This window comes from Helcococcus kunzii ATCC 51366, assembly GCF_000245755.1.
GTDB classification, from domain to species: Bacteria; Bacillota; Clostridia; order Tissierellales; family Peptoniphilaceae; genus Helcococcus; species Helcococcus kunzii.
The window spans coordinates 297,581-318,193 of sequence record NZ_JH601088.1; the positions used below are offsets into that span (position 1 = coordinate 297,581).

A 20,613-nucleotide genomic window follows, 5' to 3' on the forward strand; every position below is an offset into this window, starting at 1 on the left:
ATTTTTTGCTGTTTTTTCCTGATTATTTTGGAATTTTTGATTTGGTCAGGAAAGTTTTTCCTGATTATTTCGGGATTCTTGATTTAGTCAGGAAATATTTTTGCTGTTTTTTCCTGACTATTTTGAGATTTTCGTTTTAGTCAGGAAAATCACTCAATATTTTTTCCTGATTATTTTGGGATTTTCGATTTAGTCAGGAAATTGACTTATAACCTAATTTTACATGTGTATTTTTAAATACTTCATTTACAAATGTAAGATTTTTTGACCTCTACATGTGTAAACGCCGTTTTTCATTTTACACATGTAATTTCCTCAAATTTTCTACATGTCTAATCTTCATTTTCCCATTCACACATGTAAATCATAATTTAATTATTTCATTTCATGGATATTTTCTGAAGATTGCACTATAAAACGCACTATAAAACAAATAATTACCGATAAATGTTTACAAAACAAAAAATATAGATAAATTCACATTTTAAACACAATATTCATATTTTCAACATAAAGAAGACCTATAATATAGTTAACAAAGGTAATAAGGAGGAAATTATGTCAGATAGATACAATGATGAATTTGATGATTGGTTAAATAATGTAGATAAAGACAATAGAGATGATGTGCCAAGTAGAGATTTAAATGACACGGATAAGATCAGTGAAGTAGAAGAGATAAGAGATAATCAGCACGAAAAAGTTTATGAAGCACAAAATGTTCAAGGCGAAGAGTTTAGTAATAAACAAAATAGTGAGCGACAAGAGTATACAAATAACAATGAATATAGAAGAGATATAAATCAACCAGAAAATAAGAAAGAGAAGAAAAAATCTGGTTTTGGATTTTTCAGGACTGTTTCTTTAGTGTTGATAGGTGCGATATTGGGATCATTTTTGGGACCTATTGCATCAAATTATTTATTTAAGGATAATGAAAACAAGGAAGTTGTTCAGGAAACACAAAAAACTCAACCGATTAGCATTTCAACTAAACAAGAAAATAATATTGAAAATGCTGTAGCGAAAAAGGCTATTCAATCAGTTGTTGGTATCAATGTAAAATATCAATCTGAAAGAGATATTTTTGGACAAAGTAAGAGTAGTGAAGGAATTGGATCAGGGATAATTGTTAGTGAAAATGGATACATTCTTACAAATTCTCATGTTTTAAGTGATAAATCAAAAGAAATAACTGTAATATTTTCTGATAATTCTCATGCGAAAGCAGAAATTGTTTGGAATGATTCAGGTTTAGATTTAGGTGTGATAAAGGTTAAAAAAGAAGGATTAACTCCAATTGAATTCGCTGATTCAGATCAATTACAAATCGGGGATAAGGCGATTGCTATTGGAAATCCTGTAGGATTAAATTTACAATCAACTTTAACTTCTGGATATATTTCAGGATTAAATAGAACCATTACAATGCAAAATGGTATGATTATGAATGGTTTAATTCAAACAGATGCTTCCATAAACTCAGGAAATAGTGGTGGAGCATTGTTAAATGCAGAAGGTAAATTAGTTGGTATAAATACTGCGAAAGCGGGAAGTACTGATGGTATAGGTTTTGCCATTCCTTCAAATATTGCAAAATCTATTGTAGAAAAAATTATAAAAGACGGATATTTTGAACCAATTATTCTTGGAATCAGAGGAATTGATTTAGTAAATTATATGCAATATACTTCAAGATATGATTTAGGTACTGAAGAAGGTGTATATGTTGTTGATGTTGTGGCTAAAAGTTCAGCAGGAAGAATGGGAATGAAAAAAGGTGACATCATTGTGAAAATTAACAATGATAAAATTACTTCAATGAACACACTTAAACAAGCATTGATAAAATATAACGTTGGAGATACTGCGAAAATAACATACATTAGAGATGGTAAGGAAAAAGTTTCAGAAATTAGATTTGATTCTCAAGAAGATTTATATTAGATTTAAATAAAAATTTTATGGTTGTGATATTATATTCACTAATGGGTATAAGATATATACGAAATAAATCGTAGGAGGAACATATGAGAATTGAATATGTAGGTAAAAATATTAATATTCGTGATAATTTTAAAGAGGATGTAGAGAAGAAGCTAGGCAAATTAAATAAATACTTCGATGAAGATATTGATGCTAAGGCGACTTTCTCTGTAGATGGAAACTTTAAAACTGTGGAAGTAACAATCTGGTTGAAAAAAGGTACAATTTTAAGATCAGAAGAAACCACAGACGATATGTTATCTTCGGTTGATAGAGTTGTAGAATCACTTGATAGACAAATGAGAAAATACAAGACAAAGCTACAAACTAGAAAAACGGGTGAGTCTATTAGATATGAAGCTATACCAACAGATAACTTAACCATACAAGAGGATGAAGAACCAACTATTGTAAAGGTTAAGAAAATAGGATTAAAACCAATGTTCGTTGAAGATGCAATCATGCAAATGGACCTTTTAGATCATGATTTCTTTGTATATCAAGATGCAGAAACAGAATTAGTTTCTGTAGTTTACAGGAGAACAGATGGTAACTATGGTATTATAGAACAATCATAAAATATAAAGAGGGAGAGGAAACTCTTCCTTTTTAAGTGTATTTATAAATTTTGTTTGCGGTTAGGGAAATTACCTACATTTCAACAACGATTATATATAATATTATTTATCAATCTTTATTTAAAAAATATTAATCAATGTTTTGTTAATCGCTAATAATTGTGTTATAATTAACCGAGTGACATATATTTATAAAGTTTAAAGGATGGAAAAGATGGCATTAGGATTTATGAAAAGATTATTTAAATCTTTTAGCGAAAAAGAGATACAAAAAATTCAACCTTTAGTAGATGAAATTTTAAAATTAGAAGATCAATTTGCAAAATTGAGCGATGCTGAATTAAAAAATAAGACTGAAGAATTTAAGCAAAGATTAAAAAATGGAGAAACTTTAGATGACATTCTTGTAGAAGCATTTGCAACTGTTAGAGAAGCGTCATGGAGAGTTTTAAATATGAAACATTACCCAGTGCAATTGGTAGGGGGGATAATCCTTCACCAAGGTAGAATTTCAGAAATGAAAACTGGGGAAGGTAAGACATTAGTAGCTACTTTACCTGCTTACTTAAATGCATTAGAAGGTAAAGGTGTACACATAGTTACAGTTAACGACTATCTAGCTGAACGTGATAAGGACTGGATGGGTAAAGTATATAGATTTTTAGGGCTTGAAGTTGGCTGTATACTTTATGGATTAACTCAAAAAGAAAGACAAGAAGCATATAATGCGGATATCACATACGCTACAAACAATCAATTAGGTTTTGACTATTTAAGAGACAATATGGAAATTTACAAAGAGGATACTGTTCAAAGAGGATTGCATTATGCGATTGTCGACGAAGTTGACTCTATTTTAATTGATGAAGCGAGAACTCCACTTATTATTTCAGGTAAGGGAGAAGAATCAACAGATATGTACTTCAAGGCAGATACATTCGTAAAAAATCTTGAAGGTAGAATACTTGATCCTGAAGAAACTGAAAAAAATAAATTAGATTTATTATTGGATGAACAAAAAGAAGAAACTGTAGATTTTGTGGTTGATGAAAAGAGAAAATCAGCTACTCTTACTGAAGTGGGTACAGCAAAAGCTGAAGAATACTTTGGTATTGAAAATCTATCTGATGCAGAAAATATGGAATTAGTTCACCATATAAACCAAGCGTTGAAAGCTAGAAATACTATGCACATTGATATTGACTATGTGGTAAATGAAGGAGAAATCCTTATTGTTGATGAATTCACAGGTCGTATCATGCAAGGTAGAAGATATTCTGACGGTTTACATCAAGCATTAGAAGCTAAAGAAGGTGTTGCAATAAAGAGCGAACAAAAAACTCTTGCAACAATTACATTCCAAAACTTCTTTAGAATGTATGATAAATTATCAGGTATGACAGGTACTGCAATGACTGAAAAAGACGAATTTGCAGAAATCTATAATATGGATGTTATTGAGGCTCCAACAAATAGACCTATTATTAGAAAAGACGAAAATGATAGGGTTTATGTAAATGAAAAGGCGAAATTTGATGCTGTAGTTGAAGAAATAAAAGAAGCTTCACAAACTGGTCAACCTGTGCTTGTTGGTACTGTTTCTATTGAAAAATCAGAATACTTATCAAAACTATTAAAGAAACAAAGAATACCTCACGAAGTATTAAATGCTAAACAACACGCCAGAGAAGCTGAAATTGTTGCTCAAGCTGGTGAGTTTGGTAAAATCACAATCGCTACAAACATGGCTGGTAGAGGTACCGATATTGTTTTAGGTGGTAATCCTGAATATATGGCTAAAAAAGAAATGAAGAAGAGAGGTATTGAGGATTATCTAATTGATGAAGCTGATGGTTTTGCGGAAACTGATGATGAAGAAATCTTAGAAGCAAGAAAATTATTTACTGAATTAAAACAAGAGTTTAAGTTAAAAACTGATGAAAATTCGAAAAAAGTTTTAGAAGCTGGTGGTTTACTAATCATCGGTACTGAAAGACACGAATCAAGACGTATCGATAATCAGCTAAGAGGACGTTCTGGACGTCAAGGGGACCCTGGTAAGTCAAGATTCTATGTTTCATTAGAAGATGACTTAATGAGATTATTCGGTGGACAATCATTGCAAAAATTCACTTCATTCCCAGAAGATGAACCAATTGAAGCTGGTATCTTATCTTCAGCTATTGAAAAAGCTCAAGCAAGGGTTGAAGGAAATAACTTCGCAACAAGAAAGAGAGTTCTTGAATACGATAATGTAATGAACAAACAAAGAGAAGTTATCTATGGTGAAAGAAATGCTGTATTGAATGGTGATGACATGAAGTCAAACATTCTTTCAATGATGGAAACTCTATTAAACGATACAGTAGATACTTTCTGTAATTCAAGTCTTTCAAGCGATAAATGGGAAATTGAAGGATTAAAAAATTATTTAGCAGAGATTTGCATTCCTAAAGATGCTTGGGCAAACATCGATATAACTTCTACAGAAAAATTAAAAGTAGATTTGTTAAATATTGCTAAATCAATCTACGATGAAAAAGAAGCGAGAATCGGTGCTGAAGACATGAGAGAAATGGAAAGAGTAATCATGTTGAAAGTTGTAGACCAAAAATGGATGGATCACATCGATGCCATGGATCAATTGAAACAAAACATTGGTGCGAGAGCAATTGGTAATGAAGATCCAGTTAGAGCCTACGCAAATGAAGGTTTCGAAATGTTCAATGAATTAAATAATGCAATCAGAGAAGACACCATCAAGTATATGTTTAGAATTGAACCTCAATCTCAAATCGAAAGACAAAAAGTTGCAAAGGTAGAATCAGAATCCGCCGGTGCAGCAGACGAAGCGCCAAGACAAAGAATTGTAGATAAAAAAATTGGAAGAAACGACCCATGTCCATGTGGATCAGGTAAGAAATACAAAAACTGTCATGGTAAAAATATATAATTTATAAATAAAATAAGCCGTTGCAAGCAATTGAAGTTGTTTGTGATGGCTTTTTTATTTAATATATAATTTCTTACATTATTGAAAAAATATGATTAAAGAATAATTCCTAATATGATAAAATAAATATATTATAGATTAATTAAATAGTAAAAAATAAGATTTAATTCATAATTAAAGAGGAGCAAAAAATGGACATAAATGACATTAAGGCCATGGCATTTGATATGGATGGTACGTTACTTGACAGCAATAAGCAGATTCCGCCAAAAACAAAAGAAGCATTGATAAAATTACAAAATGAAGGTGTTCAGATAATATTGGCGTCTGGAAGACCGGTTAAAGGGTTATTAGGGTTTGCGAAAGAATTAGAATTAGAAAAACATCACGGAATAATCGTTACAAATAATGGCGCGGTAGGATATGACGTAAAAAATCACAAATATATTTATCAAACTCCAATTGATTTATCACTTATAAAAGAAATTCTTACAGATGTAATAAATGATGGTATTGAGCCAATGATTGAAAATGGAGATTACATGCTTGTAAATAATGTTTTTAACGGATTTGTAGACATGTCTCCATTTGGTGGCCAACACAATACAAATATCGTAGAATACGAATCAAGAGGTGGTGGATTTTTACTTAAAGAAGTAAGACCATATGCAGAATCTATTGACTTTAATGTAAACAAAATACTCACAATAGTTGACCCTTCAGTTATTGCTGAAACCATTGAAAGATATAGAGAAAAATTTGGATATAAGGTACATGTTGTACAAACATCACCATTCTTCATGGAATTTACAATGCCAGGAGTAAATAAAGAATACGGATTAGAAAGACTTGGCATTGATCCTGAAACCTTAATGTCATTTGGTGACAATATGAATGACAAGGAAATGATGGAATATGGAAAATATTCCGTTGCGGTGGGCAATGCCGTTGATCCAGTCAAAGAAATTGCAACATACGTATCCACTTCAAATGACGAAGAAGGCATATACGAAGCCTTCAAACACTTTGGATTTGTAGAATAGTACTCATATAGAAAGCACGCACAGGCGTGCTTTTTGCTTGTATTATTTCAAAATTAATAAAACATTCTATCTAATGTGAACAAACTAAAAATCTTTTAATTGTCTTTTTTACTGTATCCACATCTAGCGGTTTTTTAATAGTTTCAAAGCTTACAAACAACCTATCGCCCAACAAAATTTCATGTTTTGCATAATATCTAATCTTTTCTATCGCTTTAATAGCATATTCTGGATTATCCATCATGCCAAAATGTTCCCAGTAAATCTCGCGCTTAGTATAAGGACAAATAAATGTAAAATCTGGATATATTGGATCATATTTATCTAAAAATAGCGGACATTCATACTTGTAAATGAGATTATAACTAGAAAATAAATCAGCAAGAATTTTCTCGGATTTCGAACGAACTAATTCTTTATTGTTTGTGATAAATTGCTTTTCCTCTTTTCTAAAACTTAACGGAGTAAAATATTTATTTTTCCATTCCATAATAAATTGTTCTAAAGATGGCTCGATTGGATTGATCAAGGCTTTACGCTCAGGTGCTAGATTGTTATATACATTTTCTATGTTTTTGTAGTTATATCTAAATGGAAAATATTTTAGATAATTCATTTGTTTATTAATAATCTTTTTTAATTTCTCATAATATGATTTTTTACAAAGTACTTTTGCAAGTTCAATGTCTTTCTTTGGTATAAATTTTACTGTTGAATCATCTAAAATATGATAATAGTAAAATTTATTATTTACTTTTTTTATTTTTAACTTGCCTTCGGGGAAAATTTTCATATTTACGTTTATACTCAATAGTAAAGTATCTAATTTTTTGAATTCTTCTTTTATTGCTGTTGATATATCTATCATATTTACTCCTTTTATTTTTGTTTTAATGTTAATTTAAAATGGACCATATATTTTTAAATGCTATGGTCTATACATACAGTGGGGGGTATTTATTTCGTTTGCCATTTCTCGCACTGTTTGCTATGGTCTAAACATACTGGGGGTGGGTATTTATAGGACCATAAAAAAATTTTTTATGGTCTAAAGATACGGTAGGGCGGTATAAAAAGGACCATGGATTTGATGAAATAATACAGGAAAATATAGTTTGACTACCAAAAAATACTTTAAGATACTGAATAGCCTAATAATAATGTTATGATTAGAAAATTTTATGGTCTATTATATACGTACGTGGGGTATAGTAGGACCATAAAAAATTTTTTTATGGTCTTAAATATACCCTAGGGGGGTAAAAAAGGGACCAATCTTTTTGTGCTAATGATTTTGTAATGTCAAATATCACAAATAATTGTGCTAAATAACATAAGCTTATATGTGAGATTTGTTTTTTTATAATTATTATCAAATTATTTATACTTGTGTGAATGATATTAAAAAAAAATCTGATCCCTCCTACTCCCAGTATACTATTATTTCCCAAAAATAAACTGTCATTATTGTTACATGGATTTAACAAATATTTACATTCATAAAAGCATTCTACAAGCGCAAAATCTGGTTAATAAAACTTATTTATTACTATTTTTCACAATTGTGTTATAATAGTCAAAGAATAATGCCGTGTAATTGTGCTATTTACTTTAGGATGTTTGCTGCCTAAAAAATCTGCAGCCTACAAAAAATGTAGCCTACAAACAAAATGTTAACGGACAAAAAATGTAGCCTACAAACAAAATGTTAACGGTCAAAAATGCACCATTCAAAAATAATGTTAACGATCAAAAATCGCAGTCAACAACAATTTCTGCAATCCATAAAAGCACTTTTACAGCTATAAAAAAATATTTTAGTGAGGTGGTTGTCATAGAACAATTTGAGATGAACAATGAAATAGATGAGTTGCTTAAGGTTATGAAAGATCTTGGAGACTCTCTTTGACATTGCTAATAAAAAAGAAAAGTTAATTGAATTACAGAAAAAGAGTTATGAGAATGATTTTTGGGATGATTCTGATAAAGCTCAAGCCATAATGATTGAGATTAATGCATTAAAGGATACTACTGAAAATTATAGTAATTTATCAAGGGATATTCAGGCGTTGAGAGATTTGTTGGATCTAATGTCTGTTGAGGAGTTTATTGAAATGCAAGATGATTTAACATCTGACTTGCTTAAAACTAAGGAAGGTATTTCAAAGCTTAAGATTGAGACATTATTGTCTGGGGAGTATGATTCAAATAATGCGATTATGTCCATTCATGCAGGTTCGGGAGGACTTGAAGCTACCGATTGGGCAGGAATGCTTTACAGAATGTATACGAGATGGATGGATTCCAAAAAATATAAGTATGAGATTGCTGAATATAACAATGAAGAGGGCGGAGGGATTAAATCCGTTACGCTTATGGTTAAAGGGAAAAATGCGTATGGGTATTTGAAGGCAGAAAGAGGTGTGCATCGACTTGTTAGGATTTCTCCGTTTGATTCAAATGCTAGAAGGCATACATCATTTGCTAGTGTTGATGTTTACCCCGAAATAGATCATGATACTGAGATAGAGATAGATGAGAAAGATTTAAGAATAGATACGTATAGATCTTCTGGGGCAGGCGGACAACATGTAAATACAACGGATTCAGCTGTGAGGATTACACACATTCCGACTGGGGTTACTGTGTCTTGTCAGACAGAGAGATCTCAGATACAAAATAGAGAGACTGCAATGTCAATGTTAAAGGCAAAGCTTGTACAAATAAAAGAAGAAGAACACAAAGAAAAGATTGAAGATATACAAGGAAAGTATTCACAAATTTCTTGGGGTTCACAAATTAGATCATATGTATTTCAGCCATATACTTTAGTGAAGGACCACAGAACAAATTATGAAGTTGGAAATATCGAAAAAGTAATGGATGGAGATTTGGACGATTTTATTAATGCTTATTTAAATATGAAAGAAGTAGAGAACTAATGAATATAAACAAAAAAATTGCTGAAGAATTAAATATTAAAGAATCACAAGTTGAGAAAACTGTAAACTTAATTGATGAGGGAAATACAATTCCTTTTATTGCGCGTTATAGAAAAGAAGTGACAGGAAATTTAACTGATGAGGTGCTTAGAGAATTAGAAACTAAGCTTAATTATTTAAGAAATCTTGAAACAAGAAAAGAAGAAGTTATTGCTTCTATTGAAAAACAAGATAAAATGACTGATGATTTAATGAGTCAGATTGAGAATGCTGAAACATTAAAAGAAGTTGAAGATATTTATAGACCATATAAACAAAAGAAACAAACTAGAGCAACGAAAGCGAAAGAAAAAGGATTAGAACCATTATCTAATTTTATTTTGACATGGAAAGAAGGAAATGGATCTATTTTAGAAAAAGCTGAAGGGTTTATTACAGAAGAAGTACCGACCGTTGAAGATGCGATAAATGGTGCGAAAGATATTTTAGCTGAACTTATTTCTGATGCGACAGTCTTTAGAAATATTTTAAGAAAAGATGCTCAAAGAGTTGGGGTTATAGTTTCACAAAAGGCTAAAATTGAAGAAGGTAAAGAGGAAGAGGCGGCAACGTTTTATTCTTACTTTGAATATGAAGAAAAGATTTCTTCAATTCCTTCTCATAGAATTTTGGCGTTGAATCGTGGGGAAAAACTAGGATTCTTAAAAGTAAATGTTAAGCTATCAGATGATGAAAATATCTATGTAATATCAAGAAGTATTCAACAAGATAGATTATCTGAAGCATATAAATATATCAATGAAGCTGCAGAAGATGGATATAAGAGATTACTATTCCCATCTGTAGAAAATGAAATAAGAGCAGAGCTGACAGAAAAAGCTGATGAACAAGCAATTGATGTTTTTGCTAAAAACTTAAAACCATATTTAATGCAAGCACCGATAAAAGGTTCTGTGGTTATGGGGCTTGACCCAGGATATAGAACAGGATGTAAACTTGTGGTTATTTCTGAAACAGGGGAATTACTACATGATACAATTATTTATCCTGCAAAACCAAAGGGAGATATCGAAGGATCCATTTTGGTGATGACTGATTTAATAAAAAAATTTGGTGTAGACTTAATTACAATTGGTAATGGTACAGCATCAAGAGAAACAGAACAAGTTGTTTCCAAGATGTTAAATGAAAATAAATTTGATAAAAAAGTTTTCTACACAATTGTTAACGAATCCGGAGCGTCTATTTACTCTGCATCAAAAGTTGGTATTGAAGAGTTTCCTGATAAAGATGTTACTGTAAGAGGAGCTGTTTCTATAGCAAGACGTGTCCAAGATCCGCTTGCTGAACTTGTAAAAATTGAACCAAAACATATAGGTGTTGGACAGTATCAACATGACGTAAATCAAACAAAACTATCAGATACATTAAACAATGTAGTTGAAGATTGCGTAAACAATGTTGGAGTAAACTTAAATACTGCTTCACCTTCATTATTAATGTATGTTTCCGGGATAAACTCAAAAGTTTCAAAAAATATTATTGACTATAAGCATGAAAATGGAAGCTTTAAGTCAAGAGATGAACTAAAGAAAGTTAAGGGATTAGGACCAAAAACATTCCAACAAGCGGCAGGATTCTTGAGAATACCGGAAAGTGAAAATCCATTAGATAATACTGCTGTGCATCCAGAATCATATAAGATTGCAAAGAAAATTATGGGAATGGATTTAGATAGCATTGATACTAAGAAATTATCTGAAGAGCTTGAGATTGGAGAGCCTACATTAATTGATATTATTCAGGAGCTTAAAAAACCAGGGAGAGACCCTAGAGAAGACATGCCTAAGCCAATATTAAGAGCGGATGTTTTAAGTATTGATGACCTTGAAGTAGGAATGGTACTTAAAGGTACTGTACGTAATGTGGTCGATTTTGGGGCGTTTGTCGATATTGGTGTGAAAAACGATGGATTAGTTCATATTTCAGAAATCAGCGATAAATATATTAAACATCCGAGCGAAGTGCTAAAGGTTTCAGATATTGTAGAAGTAAAAATAATTAATGTAGATAAAAATAGAAATAAAGTTGGACTAAGTATGAAAGGAATTGATAAATAATGAGAATGGAAAAAATGTACATGCCAACATTAAAAGAAAATCCACAGGATGCAGAGATTGCAAGCCATAAACTTCTTTTAAGAGCTGGTATGATTAGAAAATCAGCATCAGGTATATATTCCTATCTTCCATTAGGTCTAAGAGTAATAAAGAAAATTGAACAAATTGTTAGAAATTCAATGGATAAATTTGGTGCGCAAGAAGTTTTAATGTCAGCATTGCAACCACAAGAAATTTGGGAAGAATCAGGAAGATGGGATAAATTTGGCGAAGAGATGTTTAGATTGAAGGACCGAAACGCTAGAGATTACTGTTTAGGACCAACAGCTGAAGAATATTTCACAACTCTTATTAGAGATGAAATTAAATCATATAAACAACTTCCGCTAAATATTTATCAAATACAAACAAAATATAGAGATGAAAAGAGACCAAGATTTGGTATCAATAGAGCTAGAGAATTTACAATGAAAGATGCTTACTCTTTTGATAAAAATGTTGAAGGATTAAAAAAATCTTATCAAAATATGTGGGATGCTTATGTAGATGTTTTTGATACTATTGGTTTGGATTACAGAATTGTAGAAGGTGACAGTGGTCTTATGGGTACAGGTAGATCTCACGAGTTTATTGCGATGGCAGAAACTGGTGAGGGAGTTATTGTGTATTCAAATGATAGCGACTATGCTGCAACGGATGAAAAATATAAAGTAAGTCTACCAATTTTAGAAAAAGAAGAACCAAAAGAAAAGGAAAAAGTTCATACTCCAGGAGTAAAGACAATTGAAGATTTATCAAAATTCTTATCTATCGATAAAACAAAATTATTAAAATCAATTGCTTTTACAACAAAAGAGGAGTCTTATCTAGTATTAATTCCTGGGGATAGAGAGCTAAATATAAATAAATTTTTAGCATTTGCGCAAATTTCAGAAAATGAGATTGAAATGGCGAGTGATGAAGATATCATCAATAAGTTTGGTAGTCAGCCAGGATTTATTGGACCAATTGGATTAAATAAAGATGTTAATGTAATTATTGATTCAAGAGTAAAAAATATGTCAAATTTTGTGATTGGTTCAAATGAAGCAGATTACCATATATTAAATGTGAATTATGGAAAAGACTTTGAAGCTGAAATTGCTGAAGATATTCTTATGATACAAGAAGGAGATAAAGGACCAAATGGGGAAGATTTAATTTTTGCTAGAGGAATTGAAGTAGGAAATATCTTTGAACTTGGTCAAAAATATTCTAAACCATTAAACGCAAAATTCTTAGATGAAAATGGTAAAGAACAATATTTTGAAATGGGTTCCTATGGTATAGGTATCACAAGAACTGTTACTGCAGTTATTGAACAAAACTATGATGAAGATGGTATTATTTGGCCAGAATCTGTCGCTCCATATAAAGCAATCATAACAATAGTAAAATCAGGTGATGAAAATCAAGTAAAATTGGCTGAAGAAATTTATCAAGAATTAATTTCTGCAGGTGTTGAAGTTTTACTAGATGATAGAAATGAAAGACCTGGAGTTAAATTTAAAGATAGAGATTTAATCGGTATACCGCATAGAATCACTGTTGGAAGAGATGCTTCAGAAGGATTTGTCGAATATTCTACAAGAAAAGAAAAAGAAAATATTAAATTAAGTGTACAAGAGGCCATAGAGAAAATAAAATAGCTATGAATAAAAATCCGTAAATAGAAAGAAAAACGGAATTATATAGCAAAGGGAAAAGTGATTAAACACTATGATAAATAAGCGTTTAATTGCTTTTTTTATTTTTGCATACTAACTGAATTATAATTAATATACTGACTTTACGCTCAAAAATATTAAATTATTTAAATAAATAACAGGAAAACACTTGACAAGTACAAAAGATTTAACTATAATGTTAACAATATATAGAAAAACTACATTAATGTAAGCTGATCTATAAAAAATATATGGGAGGAATTATGAAAAACTCAAAAAAGGTACTTTCACTTTTACTAGCATTAGTAATGGTTTTCCTTGTAGCTTGTGGTGGACCTACAGGTGGCGATAAAACTACAAAAGAATCAACAGGTGAAACAGATAAAAACGGTGGAGAATCTAACGGAAAAACAGAAGGCGAATCTGAAGTTAAAGAGTATACATACGCTGGTACAAACTCATTAAAAACTTTAGACTATATAACAACAAATAAGAATCCAGATAACATTTGGAATGCTAACTTTGTTGATGGACTTTTAGAACATGATAGAATAGGTCAATTACAACCAGCATTAGCTGAATCATATTCAGTAAGTGAAGATGGTTTGAAGTGGACTTTCAAATTGAAAAAAGGTGTTAAATGGGTTACAAATACAGAAATGGAATACGCTGAAGTTAAAGCGGATGACTTTGTAACAGGTTTAAGACATGCTGCTGAATTCAAATCAGAATCTAGTGCAGTAGTATCTGGTATTATTAAAGGATATGCAGAATATCTAAATAGTGACTTCTCAGATGCAGAATGGGAAAAAGTAGGTGTTAAAGCACTTGATGATTATACTGTAGAATATACTTTAGAAAAACCAGCTCCATATTTCGGAGATATTACAACTTATACTATTTTATATCCAGTTAATAGAAAATTCCTAGAAAGTTTTGACGGAGCAAAACTTGGCTCTCCAGAACCAACTAAGACAAAATTTGGATCATTAAGTCCAGATTCAATTTTATATAATGGTGGATATATCTTAAGTTCTGTAGATGATAAATCTTCTATTGTAATTGTTAAAAATAATCAATATTGGGATGCAGAACATGTATATCTAGAAAAAGTAACAGAAATCTTTGACGATGGTAAAGATCCATACTCAATTAAAAATGGTTTCGAAAATGGCACATATGTTGCTATGTCAATGAGACCAACATGGGAAGATTACAATAAAGTTAGAAAACAATACGAACAATACGTAAGACCAAACTTACCAAATGCTTCAACTTTTGGTACAATATTTAACTTTAATAGAAAATCATTTAAGTATACTAAATATGCTAAAGATGAAGCTCTAAAAGAAAACACAAGAAAAGCTCTATTAAATGAAAACTTTAGAAAAGGTTTAAGAGCAGCGTATGATAGAGTACCAGAATTAAGAGTTGATGCTCCAGAAGCATTAGCAAGAGAAGCATTAAAGAACGTAAACAACTATATAGATGCAGCAGCACATTCAGATGGTAGAGATTATCTACAATTAGTAACTGATGCATATAATGCAGCAACAGGGGAAAAATTAGATTTATCTGATGGACAAGATCCATTCTATAATAAAGAAAAAGCAGCAGAATACTTTGCAGCAGCTGAAAAAGAAGGTATCAAGTTCCCTGTACATTTAGATATGCTTGTTTTAGAAACTAATGATAGATTAGTTAAAAAAGCAAACTCAATGAAACAATCTATTAAACAAGGTTCTGATGGTAAGGTAATAATTGAATTAAATCTAGTACCTCAAGATACTATCCAAGCTATTGCATTCCAAAACAATGACCCTGCAGCAGCAGATTATGATATCAATACATTTGCTGGTTGGGGACCAGACTACAATGATCCAAAATCATATGCAGATACATGGTCAGCAACAACAGGTTCAAATCTAACAAATGCTGGTTTAAGCGGTGTGGATGAAAATGGAAATGTTGCAGATAAAGATATTAAAGAAAAAATTGGTTTAATGGAATACGAAAAGCTTTATAGAGAAGCTGATAAAATTACAGATGATTTAGATAAAAGATATGAAGCATTTGCAAAATCTGATGCTTACTTTGTTGAAAAAGCTTTATATATACCTGTAACAATGGCAGCTAGAGGAGAAATTATTTCAAAAGCAGAACCATTTGTTGGTATATATTCTCCAGTTGGTGTTTCACAAAACAAATATAAATATCAAAAAATTAGAAAAGAACTTGTAACTGCTGAAGAATACAATAAAGCTAAAGAACAATGGCAAAAAGAAAGAGTTGAAGCTAGAAAAAATCAAGCACAATAATTTCTATTTAATATATCTATTAGAGGTTGAACTTTAACTTCAACCTCTAATTTTTTAACCATAAAAACACAGTCATTATCAAGTTTTTATGGTTAAAAAATTTGAATTATACTGCAAATTATTATATAATTAAGGACATATATAATTATCTCAATATGAAGAATTTTGAGAAGGGAGAGTTAATTATGAAGAAATATATTTTTCAAAGAGTTATTAAATCTATAATAGCTATATTTCTTGTAGTGGCCGTAGTAGTGGCTATGGTTTATACACTTATTGATACGAAAAGAATTTTTGAAAATGACACAACATTCAATAAGTTAAAAGGAAATGAAAGAGTTGTATATAGATTTCAAACTCTAGAAAATTTAGGATATTTAGATTATGCAACTATGGGTGAAATGTGTAATGTAGAATCCAAAAACAATACAGGAGATTGTATAAAAAAAGACTCTGAATCACAAAAGAAAGTATTAAAAGTGTATGAAGATAAAGGGTATACAATCCAAAAATTAACAGGTGGTGGTAACTTAAATGGACAATATATCGCTACTAGAAATTACACTGTATTTGAATTGATAGGTAGATACTTTAAGAATTTGATAATTGTAGATAGACCAGGGAAAATACAAGACCCTAATAATCCAGAATTAGATCAAAACAGAGGGTATTATTTTGGTACAGATCATAATGGAGTACCTGCATTGATGTGTACAGGTTGCGAATATAAATATCAAATATATTTCAATGGTCAATTTCCATTTATTCACTCAAATATATTAAGCTTAAACTTTGGTAATTCATATCCAAGTAGACCAGGATCAAAAACTGTAGATGTTATATCTGAAGGACAAGGTGTTTTAGACAATAAAGATATAGTTTATCCAACAGGACAAAAAGGAAAAGGTGCTGAAGATTTACATAGTTTAAGATATAAGAAAAATCCAGATCATTTAGATGAATTAAAATATTTAGATAACTATGCAGATGCTACATTAAATAAAAAAGATAGATCTATGATTGGTAACTCATATCTATTTGGAGTTACTTCATTGATATTAGCATATGTGATTGCAATCCCAGCAGGTGTTGCAATGGCAAGAAATAAAGGTAAATTTATTGATAAATTAGGTATTTTATATATCAATATATTAATTGCTATACCTTCATTAGCGTTTATTTTTATTATGAAATACTTTGGTTCATTCTTTGATTTACCAGATAAATTCCCTCAATTAGGTGCTGGAAATATTAAGTCATATATTATGCCTATATTAATATTAACAATACTTTCCACATCAGGAATTATGACATGGATTAGAAGATATATGATAGATCAATCTTCTGCCGATTATGTTAAATTTGCAAAAGCAAAAGGTTTATCAAAGAAAGAAATTTCAAAAAATCATATATTAAAAAATGCGATTATTCCAATTGTTAATGGTATACCTGCTTCAATAGTTTTATCTATTAGTGGTTCAATTATTACAGAATCAGTATTTGCCATACCTGGTATGGGTAAGATGTTACCAGATGCAATTTCAGGAGCAAATAATAATATGGTAATTACATTAACATTTATATTAACAGCATTGTCAATATTCTCACTATTTGCGGGAGATTTATTATTGACAGTAGTTGACCCAAGAATATCACTGAATGCTAAGAAAGGAGACATCTAATGGATGATGAAAAAATATTAACATCCGAACAAATATCAGACGATATGTTTGAATTTGTACAATACGATGAATCAAAATCTGAAAAGATTGCTACTCCTGAATATTCATATTGGGGCTCAGTATTTAGAAAATTCTTTAGCTCAAAAGTTGCTATATTTATGTTGGTAGTTTTAACATTAGTATTATTGATGTCATTTATACAACCAATATTTTCAGGATATGACAACTTAGCACAAGAAAATATTAATAACTACGATTTAAAATTTTTAAGACCAAGTTTAAAATATCCTTTTGGTACTGATGATGTAGGTAGAAATGTATTTGATATGGTATGGGCTGGTGCTCGTACATCATTAACAATTTCATTTATTACTACAATAATAACAATGACAATTGGTATTATAATTGGTACAATATGGGGATTCAATAAAAAATTAGACTTTTACTTAATGGATCTTTACAATGTTATATCCAATATCCCATATTTACTAATCGTTATGATACTTTCATATGTATTAGGAGCAGGGGTATGGCAATTAATCATTGCTTTATCTGCAACTTCATGGATAGGTGTGGCATATTTCATGAGAGTACAAGTTATGATAATTCGTGATAGAGAATATAACATGGCTTCTAAAGTACTTGGTTCAAGTACATGGAAAATCATTAAACATAACATTATGCCACATCTAATTTCAGTAATTGTTACATCTGCTGCGAATAGATTACCTGGATATATTTCTACAGAAGTATTTTTAGGATATATTGGTGTAGGTTTAACACAAAGAGAAGCATCCTTAGGTAGAACGATTCAAGCGCATGCTCAATACATGCAATCAGCAACATATTTATTTATTATACCTGTAATTATTGTTGCTATTATAACAGTTTCATTTTATATAGTAGGACAAACATTAGCGGATGCTAGTGATCCACGTAATCACGAAATTTAGGAGGATTTTATGGAAAGCAAAGACAATATAATATTATCTGTAAAAGATCTTGAAGTAAAATTCAGAGTTCGTGATAGAGAACTAAAAGCAATAAGAAGAATTTCACTAGATTTTGAAGAAGGTAAAGTAGTAGCCATTGTAGGTGAATCAGGATCAGGTAAATCAGTATTTACAAAGACATTTACAGGTATGTTAGATGAAAATGGTGAAATTACTAATGGTGAAATATGGTTTGAAGATCAAGATTTAGCAAAATTCAAAACTGATAAAGAATGGTTAAATATCAGAGGAAAGAAAATTGCTACAATTTTCCAAGATCCAATGACATCATTAAACCCAGTTAGAACAATAGGTTATCAAATAGCTGAAGTAATTATTAAACATCAAAATAAGACAAAAGCGGAAGCTAAAAAAATAGCAATTGATTTAATGACAAAAGTTGGTATTCCAGAAGCTGAAAAACGTTTTGATGAATATCCATTTATGTACTCAGGTGGTATGAGACAAAGAATTGTTATTGCGATTGCATTAGCATGTAGACCAAGAATATTGATATGTGATGAGCCAACAACAGCTCTTGACGTTACAATACAAGCACAAATTATAGAACTAATTAGAAACTTATCACATGAATATGGATTTACAACTATTTACATCACACATGATTTAGGTGTTGTAGCAAAAGTAGCAGACAGGGTTGCTGTTATGTATGCTGGTCAAGTTGTAGAATATGGTACAGCAGAAGAAGTATTCTATGACCCAAGACATCCATATACATGGGGATTATTATCCTCACTTCCACAACTAGAAGAAGGTGGAGAATTATTTGCAATCAAGGGTACACCACCAAGTTTATTTAATGAAATAAAAGGTGATGCATTTGCTTTAAGAAGTAACTATGCTATGAAAATAGATTTTGAAAAAGAACCACCAATGTTTAAGGTGTCAGATACACACTATGCTAAAACCTGGTTATTGCATGAAAAAGCTCCACACGTAGAGCCACCAGAAATCATTAAGAATCTACATGAAAAGATGGAAAGAGCTACATCAAAGGGAGGTGCTTACAGTGGATAATAAGCAAAGAGAAGTACTAGTTGATGTAAAAGACTTAGAGATTACATTCCAAAATGGTAAAAGAAAATTTGTTGCTGTAAAAGGTGTAAATTTTCAAATTTATAAAGGTGAAACTTTTTCATTAGTAGGTGAATCGGGTTCAGGTAAAACAACAATTGCTCGTGCAATTGTTAGATTAAACAAGACATCAAACGGTGAAATTTTCTTTAAGAGAAAAAAAATAAATGGAAATCTGAAAAAAGAAGAATCAAGAGAATTAAAGAGACAAATTCAAATGATTTTCCAAGATCCAGCAGCATCCCTAAATGAAAGAGCAACTGTTGATTACTGTATAGGTGAAGGTATTGATAATTTCAAACTTTATGCAAATAAAGAAGAAAGAGCTAAAAAAATCCAAGACGCCCTAGATGCAGTAGGTTTATTACCAGAACATAGATCAAGATATCCACACGAATTTTCCGGTGGACAAAGACAAAGAATCGGTATTGCAAGAGCAATAATAATGGAACCAGAACTAATAGTTGCTGACGAACCAACTTCAGCTCTTGACGTATCTATTCGTGCACAAGTCTTAAACCTATTAAACAAATTTAAGAAGGAAAAGCAATTAACATATCTATTTATCGCTCACGACTTATCAGTTGTTAGATATTTCTCAGATAGAATTGCTGTAATTACAGAAGGTAGAATCGTAGAAGTTGCTCCAACCGAAAAACTTTTCGAATCACCTTTACACTCATACACAAAATCTTTATTACAATCAGTTCCAATTCCGGATCCAATAATTGAAAAAAATAAAGAAGTAGTAGTATATGATCATACTGCTGCAGGTGAAGTTACAGATCAATATCAATTAAGAGAAATCGCACCAGAACACTTTGTATTTTGTTCTCCAGACCAAGTAGACTATTACAAAAAAGTCCTAGACCAATCACTTAGCGGTGAATTCCTAGATGAAGAACTACTTGTCGGAAAAGATGCAGAAAAAGCAATTCTAAACAAAGAAAAAGTCGATGAAGTTGAAGTAAATAATAGAAATAAAAACGTTAAAAATGATCAATTGATATAGGAAAATTTATAGAATTTTAGGAACTGTTGCAAAAAGACGAAACTTTTTTTGTAGCAGTTTTTTTATGCTGAATAGGCGGTGAAATTCGGGAGGAATGATGCTGTATTTAAGATCCATCAATAACTGATGCGGATAAAGTGATGAGGTGTTTGCTGAGTAATTTTATGTGGTTATAACGCGTTGCAC

General features: G+C 30.9%; 14 protein-coding genes. 13 read left to right on the forward strand and 1 reads right to left on the reverse strand.

All coding sequences use genetic code 11. From position 1 onward, the window contains the following. The first annotated feature begins 558 nt into the window (after positions 1–558). From HMPREF9709_RS01280 to HMPREF9709_RS01295, 4 genes are all read left to right on the forward strand, one after another. Positions 559–1,947 carry a S1C family serine protease gene (locus HMPREF9709_RS01280; RefSeq protein ID WP_005397173.1) on the forward strand — a complete coding sequence of 463 codons (1,389 nt, stop codon included), beginning with the start codon at positions 559–561 and terminating at the stop codon, positions 1,945–1,947. An 83-nt stretch (positions 1,948–2,030) separates the two neighbouring features. Further along, a complete protein-coding gene (hpf, locus tag HMPREF9709_RS01285; protein WP_005397176.1) occupies positions 2,031–2,564 on the forward strand; it encodes a ribosome hibernation-promoting factor, HPF/YfiA family in 534 nt (177 codons plus the stop codon). A 214-nt stretch (positions 2,565–2,778) separates the two neighbouring features. Beyond that, positions 2,779–5,517, forward strand: a complete 2,739-nt coding sequence (gene secA / locus HMPREF9709_RS01290) for a preprotein translocase subunit SecA (RefSeq protein WP_005397177.1) — start codon at positions 2,779–2,781, stop codon at positions 5,515–5,517. 191 nt (positions 5,518–5,708) lie between these two features. Beyond that, the gene (locus HMPREF9709_RS01295) at positions 5,709–6,560 is read left to right on the forward strand and encodes a Cof-type HAD-IIB family hydrolase (protein WP_005397179.1); all 852 of its coding nucleotides are present in this window, start codon (positions 5,709–5,711) and stop codon (positions 6,558–6,560) included. A gap of 70 nt (positions 6,561–6,630) precedes the next feature. Here the strand turns inward: HMPREF9709_RS01295 and HMPREF9709_RS09455 are convergent, their stop codons facing one another. Then, the gene (locus HMPREF9709_RS09455) at positions 6,631–7,428 is read right to left on the reverse strand and encodes a hypothetical protein (RefSeq protein WP_005397180.1); all 798 of its coding nucleotides are present in this window, start codon (positions 7,426–7,428) and stop codon (positions 6,631–6,633) included. Between the two features lie 837 nt (positions 7,429–8,265). Here HMPREF9709_RS09455 and HMPREF9709_RS01305 point away from each other — a divergent pair. The 9 genes from HMPREF9709_RS01305 (at position 8,266) to HMPREF9709_RS01345 (ending at position 20,427) form a co-directional block, all read left to right on the forward strand. Beyond that, complete coding sequence (locus HMPREF9709_RS01305) at positions 8,266–8,469, forward strand: hypothetical protein (RefSeq protein WP_005397187.1); 204 nt, start codon at positions 8,266–8,268, stop codon at positions 8,467–8,469. Next, positions 8,395–9,502, forward strand: a protein-coding gene (gene prfB, locus HMPREF9709_RS01310; RefSeq protein WP_390625536.1) for a peptide chain release factor 2 whose coding sequence is annotated in 2 segments (ribosomal slippage) — positions 8,395–8,466 and positions 8,468–9,502 — 1,107 coding nt in all. Because the reading frame shifts where the segments join, the coding sequence is not laid out codon by codon here. The genes HMPREF9709_RS01305 and prfB overlap by 75 nt, the downstream gene beginning before the upstream one ends. Then, positions 9,502–11,622, forward strand: coding sequence for a Tex family protein (locus HMPREF9709_RS01315; RefSeq protein ID WP_005397190.1), 2,121 nt, complete (start codon positions 9,502–9,504; stop codon positions 11,620–11,622). Before prfB ends, HMPREF9709_RS01315 begins: the two co-directional genes overlap by 1 nt. Further along, positions 11,622–13,310: a proline--tRNA ligase gene (locus HMPREF9709_RS01320; RefSeq protein WP_040463772.1), complete on the forward strand. Its 1,689-nt coding sequence runs from the start codon at positions 11,622–11,624 to the stop codon at positions 13,308–13,310. The genes HMPREF9709_RS01315 and HMPREF9709_RS01320 overlap by 1 nt, the downstream gene beginning before the upstream one ends. A 281-nt stretch (positions 13,311–13,591) precedes the next feature. Beyond that, positions 13,592–15,646, forward strand: coding sequence for a peptide ABC transporter substrate-binding protein (locus HMPREF9709_RS01325; RefSeq protein ID WP_005397192.1), 2,055 nt, complete (start codon positions 13,592–13,594; stop codon positions 15,644–15,646). A gap of 185 nt (positions 15,647–15,831) precedes the next feature. Continuing rightward, the gene (locus HMPREF9709_RS01330; protein WP_005397193.1) at positions 15,832–17,328 is read left to right on the forward strand and encodes an ABC transporter permease; all 1,497 of its coding nucleotides are present in this window, start codon (positions 15,832–15,834) and stop codon (positions 17,326–17,328) included. Continuing rightward, complete coding sequence (oppC, locus tag HMPREF9709_RS01335; RefSeq protein WP_005397194.1) at positions 17,328–18,281, forward strand: oligopeptide ABC transporter permease OppC; 954 nt, start codon at positions 17,328–17,330, stop codon at positions 18,279–18,281. The genes HMPREF9709_RS01330 and oppC overlap by 1 nt, the downstream gene beginning before the upstream one ends. Positions 18,282–18,290: 9 nt before the next feature. Further along, positions 18,291–19,358: an ABC transporter ATP-binding protein gene (locus HMPREF9709_RS01340; RefSeq protein WP_005397195.1), complete on the forward strand. Its 1,068-nt coding sequence runs from the start codon at positions 18,291–18,293 to the stop codon at positions 19,356–19,358. Beyond that, the gene (locus tag HMPREF9709_RS01345; RefSeq protein WP_005397197.1) at positions 19,351–20,427 is read left to right on the forward strand and encodes an ATP-binding cassette domain-containing protein; all 1,077 of its coding nucleotides are present in this window, start codon (positions 19,351–19,353) and stop codon (positions 20,425–20,427) included. The genes HMPREF9709_RS01340 and HMPREF9709_RS01345 overlap by 8 nt, the downstream gene beginning before the upstream one ends. Positions 20,428–20,613 lie beyond the last annotated feature (186 nt).

Bases quoted from the DNA above. Each gene is read 5' to 3' on its own strand.
- HMPREF9709_RS09455 (WP_005397180.1), bottom strand. From the start codon at position 7,428: ATGATAGATATATCAACAGCAATAAAAGAAGAATTCAAAAAATTAGAT.
- hpf (WP_005397176.1), top strand. From the start codon at position 2,031: ATGAGAATTGAATATGTAGGTAAAAATATTAATATTCGTGATAATTTT.
- HMPREF9709_RS01305 (WP_005397187.1), top strand. From the start codon at position 8,266: ATGTTAACGGTCAAAAATGCACCATTCAAAAATAATGTTAACGATCAA.
- oppC (WP_005397194.1), top strand. From the start codon at position 17,328: ATGGATGATGAAAAAATATTAACATCCGAACAAATATCAGACGATATG.
- HMPREF9709_RS01340 (WP_005397195.1), top strand. From the start codon at position 18,291: ATGGAAAGCAAAGACAATATAATATTATCTGTAAAAGATCTTGAAGTA.
- HMPREF9709_RS01315 (WP_005397190.1), top strand. From the start codon at position 9,502: ATGAATATAAACAAAAAAATTGCTGAAGAATTAAATATTAAAGAATCA.
- HMPREF9709_RS01320 (WP_040463772.1), top strand. From the start codon at position 11,622: ATGAGAATGGAAAAAATGTACATGCCAACATTAAAAGAAAATCCACAG.
- HMPREF9709_RS01295 (WP_005397179.1), top strand. From the start codon at position 5,709: ATGGACATAAATGACATTAAGGCCATGGCATTTGATATGGATGGTACG.
- HMPREF9709_RS01325 (WP_005397192.1), top strand. From the start codon at position 13,592: ATGAAAAACTCAAAAAAGGTACTTTCACTTTTACTAGCATTAGTAATG.
- HMPREF9709_RS01330 (WP_005397193.1), top strand. From the start codon at position 15,832: ATGAAGAAATATATTTTTCAAAGAGTTATTAAATCTATAATAGCTATA.
- HMPREF9709_RS01280 (WP_005397173.1), top strand. From the start codon at position 559: ATGTCAGATAGATACAATGATGAATTTGATGATTGGTTAAATAATGTA.
- secA (WP_005397177.1), top strand. From the start codon at position 2,779: ATGGCATTAGGATTTATGAAAAGATTATTTAAATCTTTTAGCGAAAAA.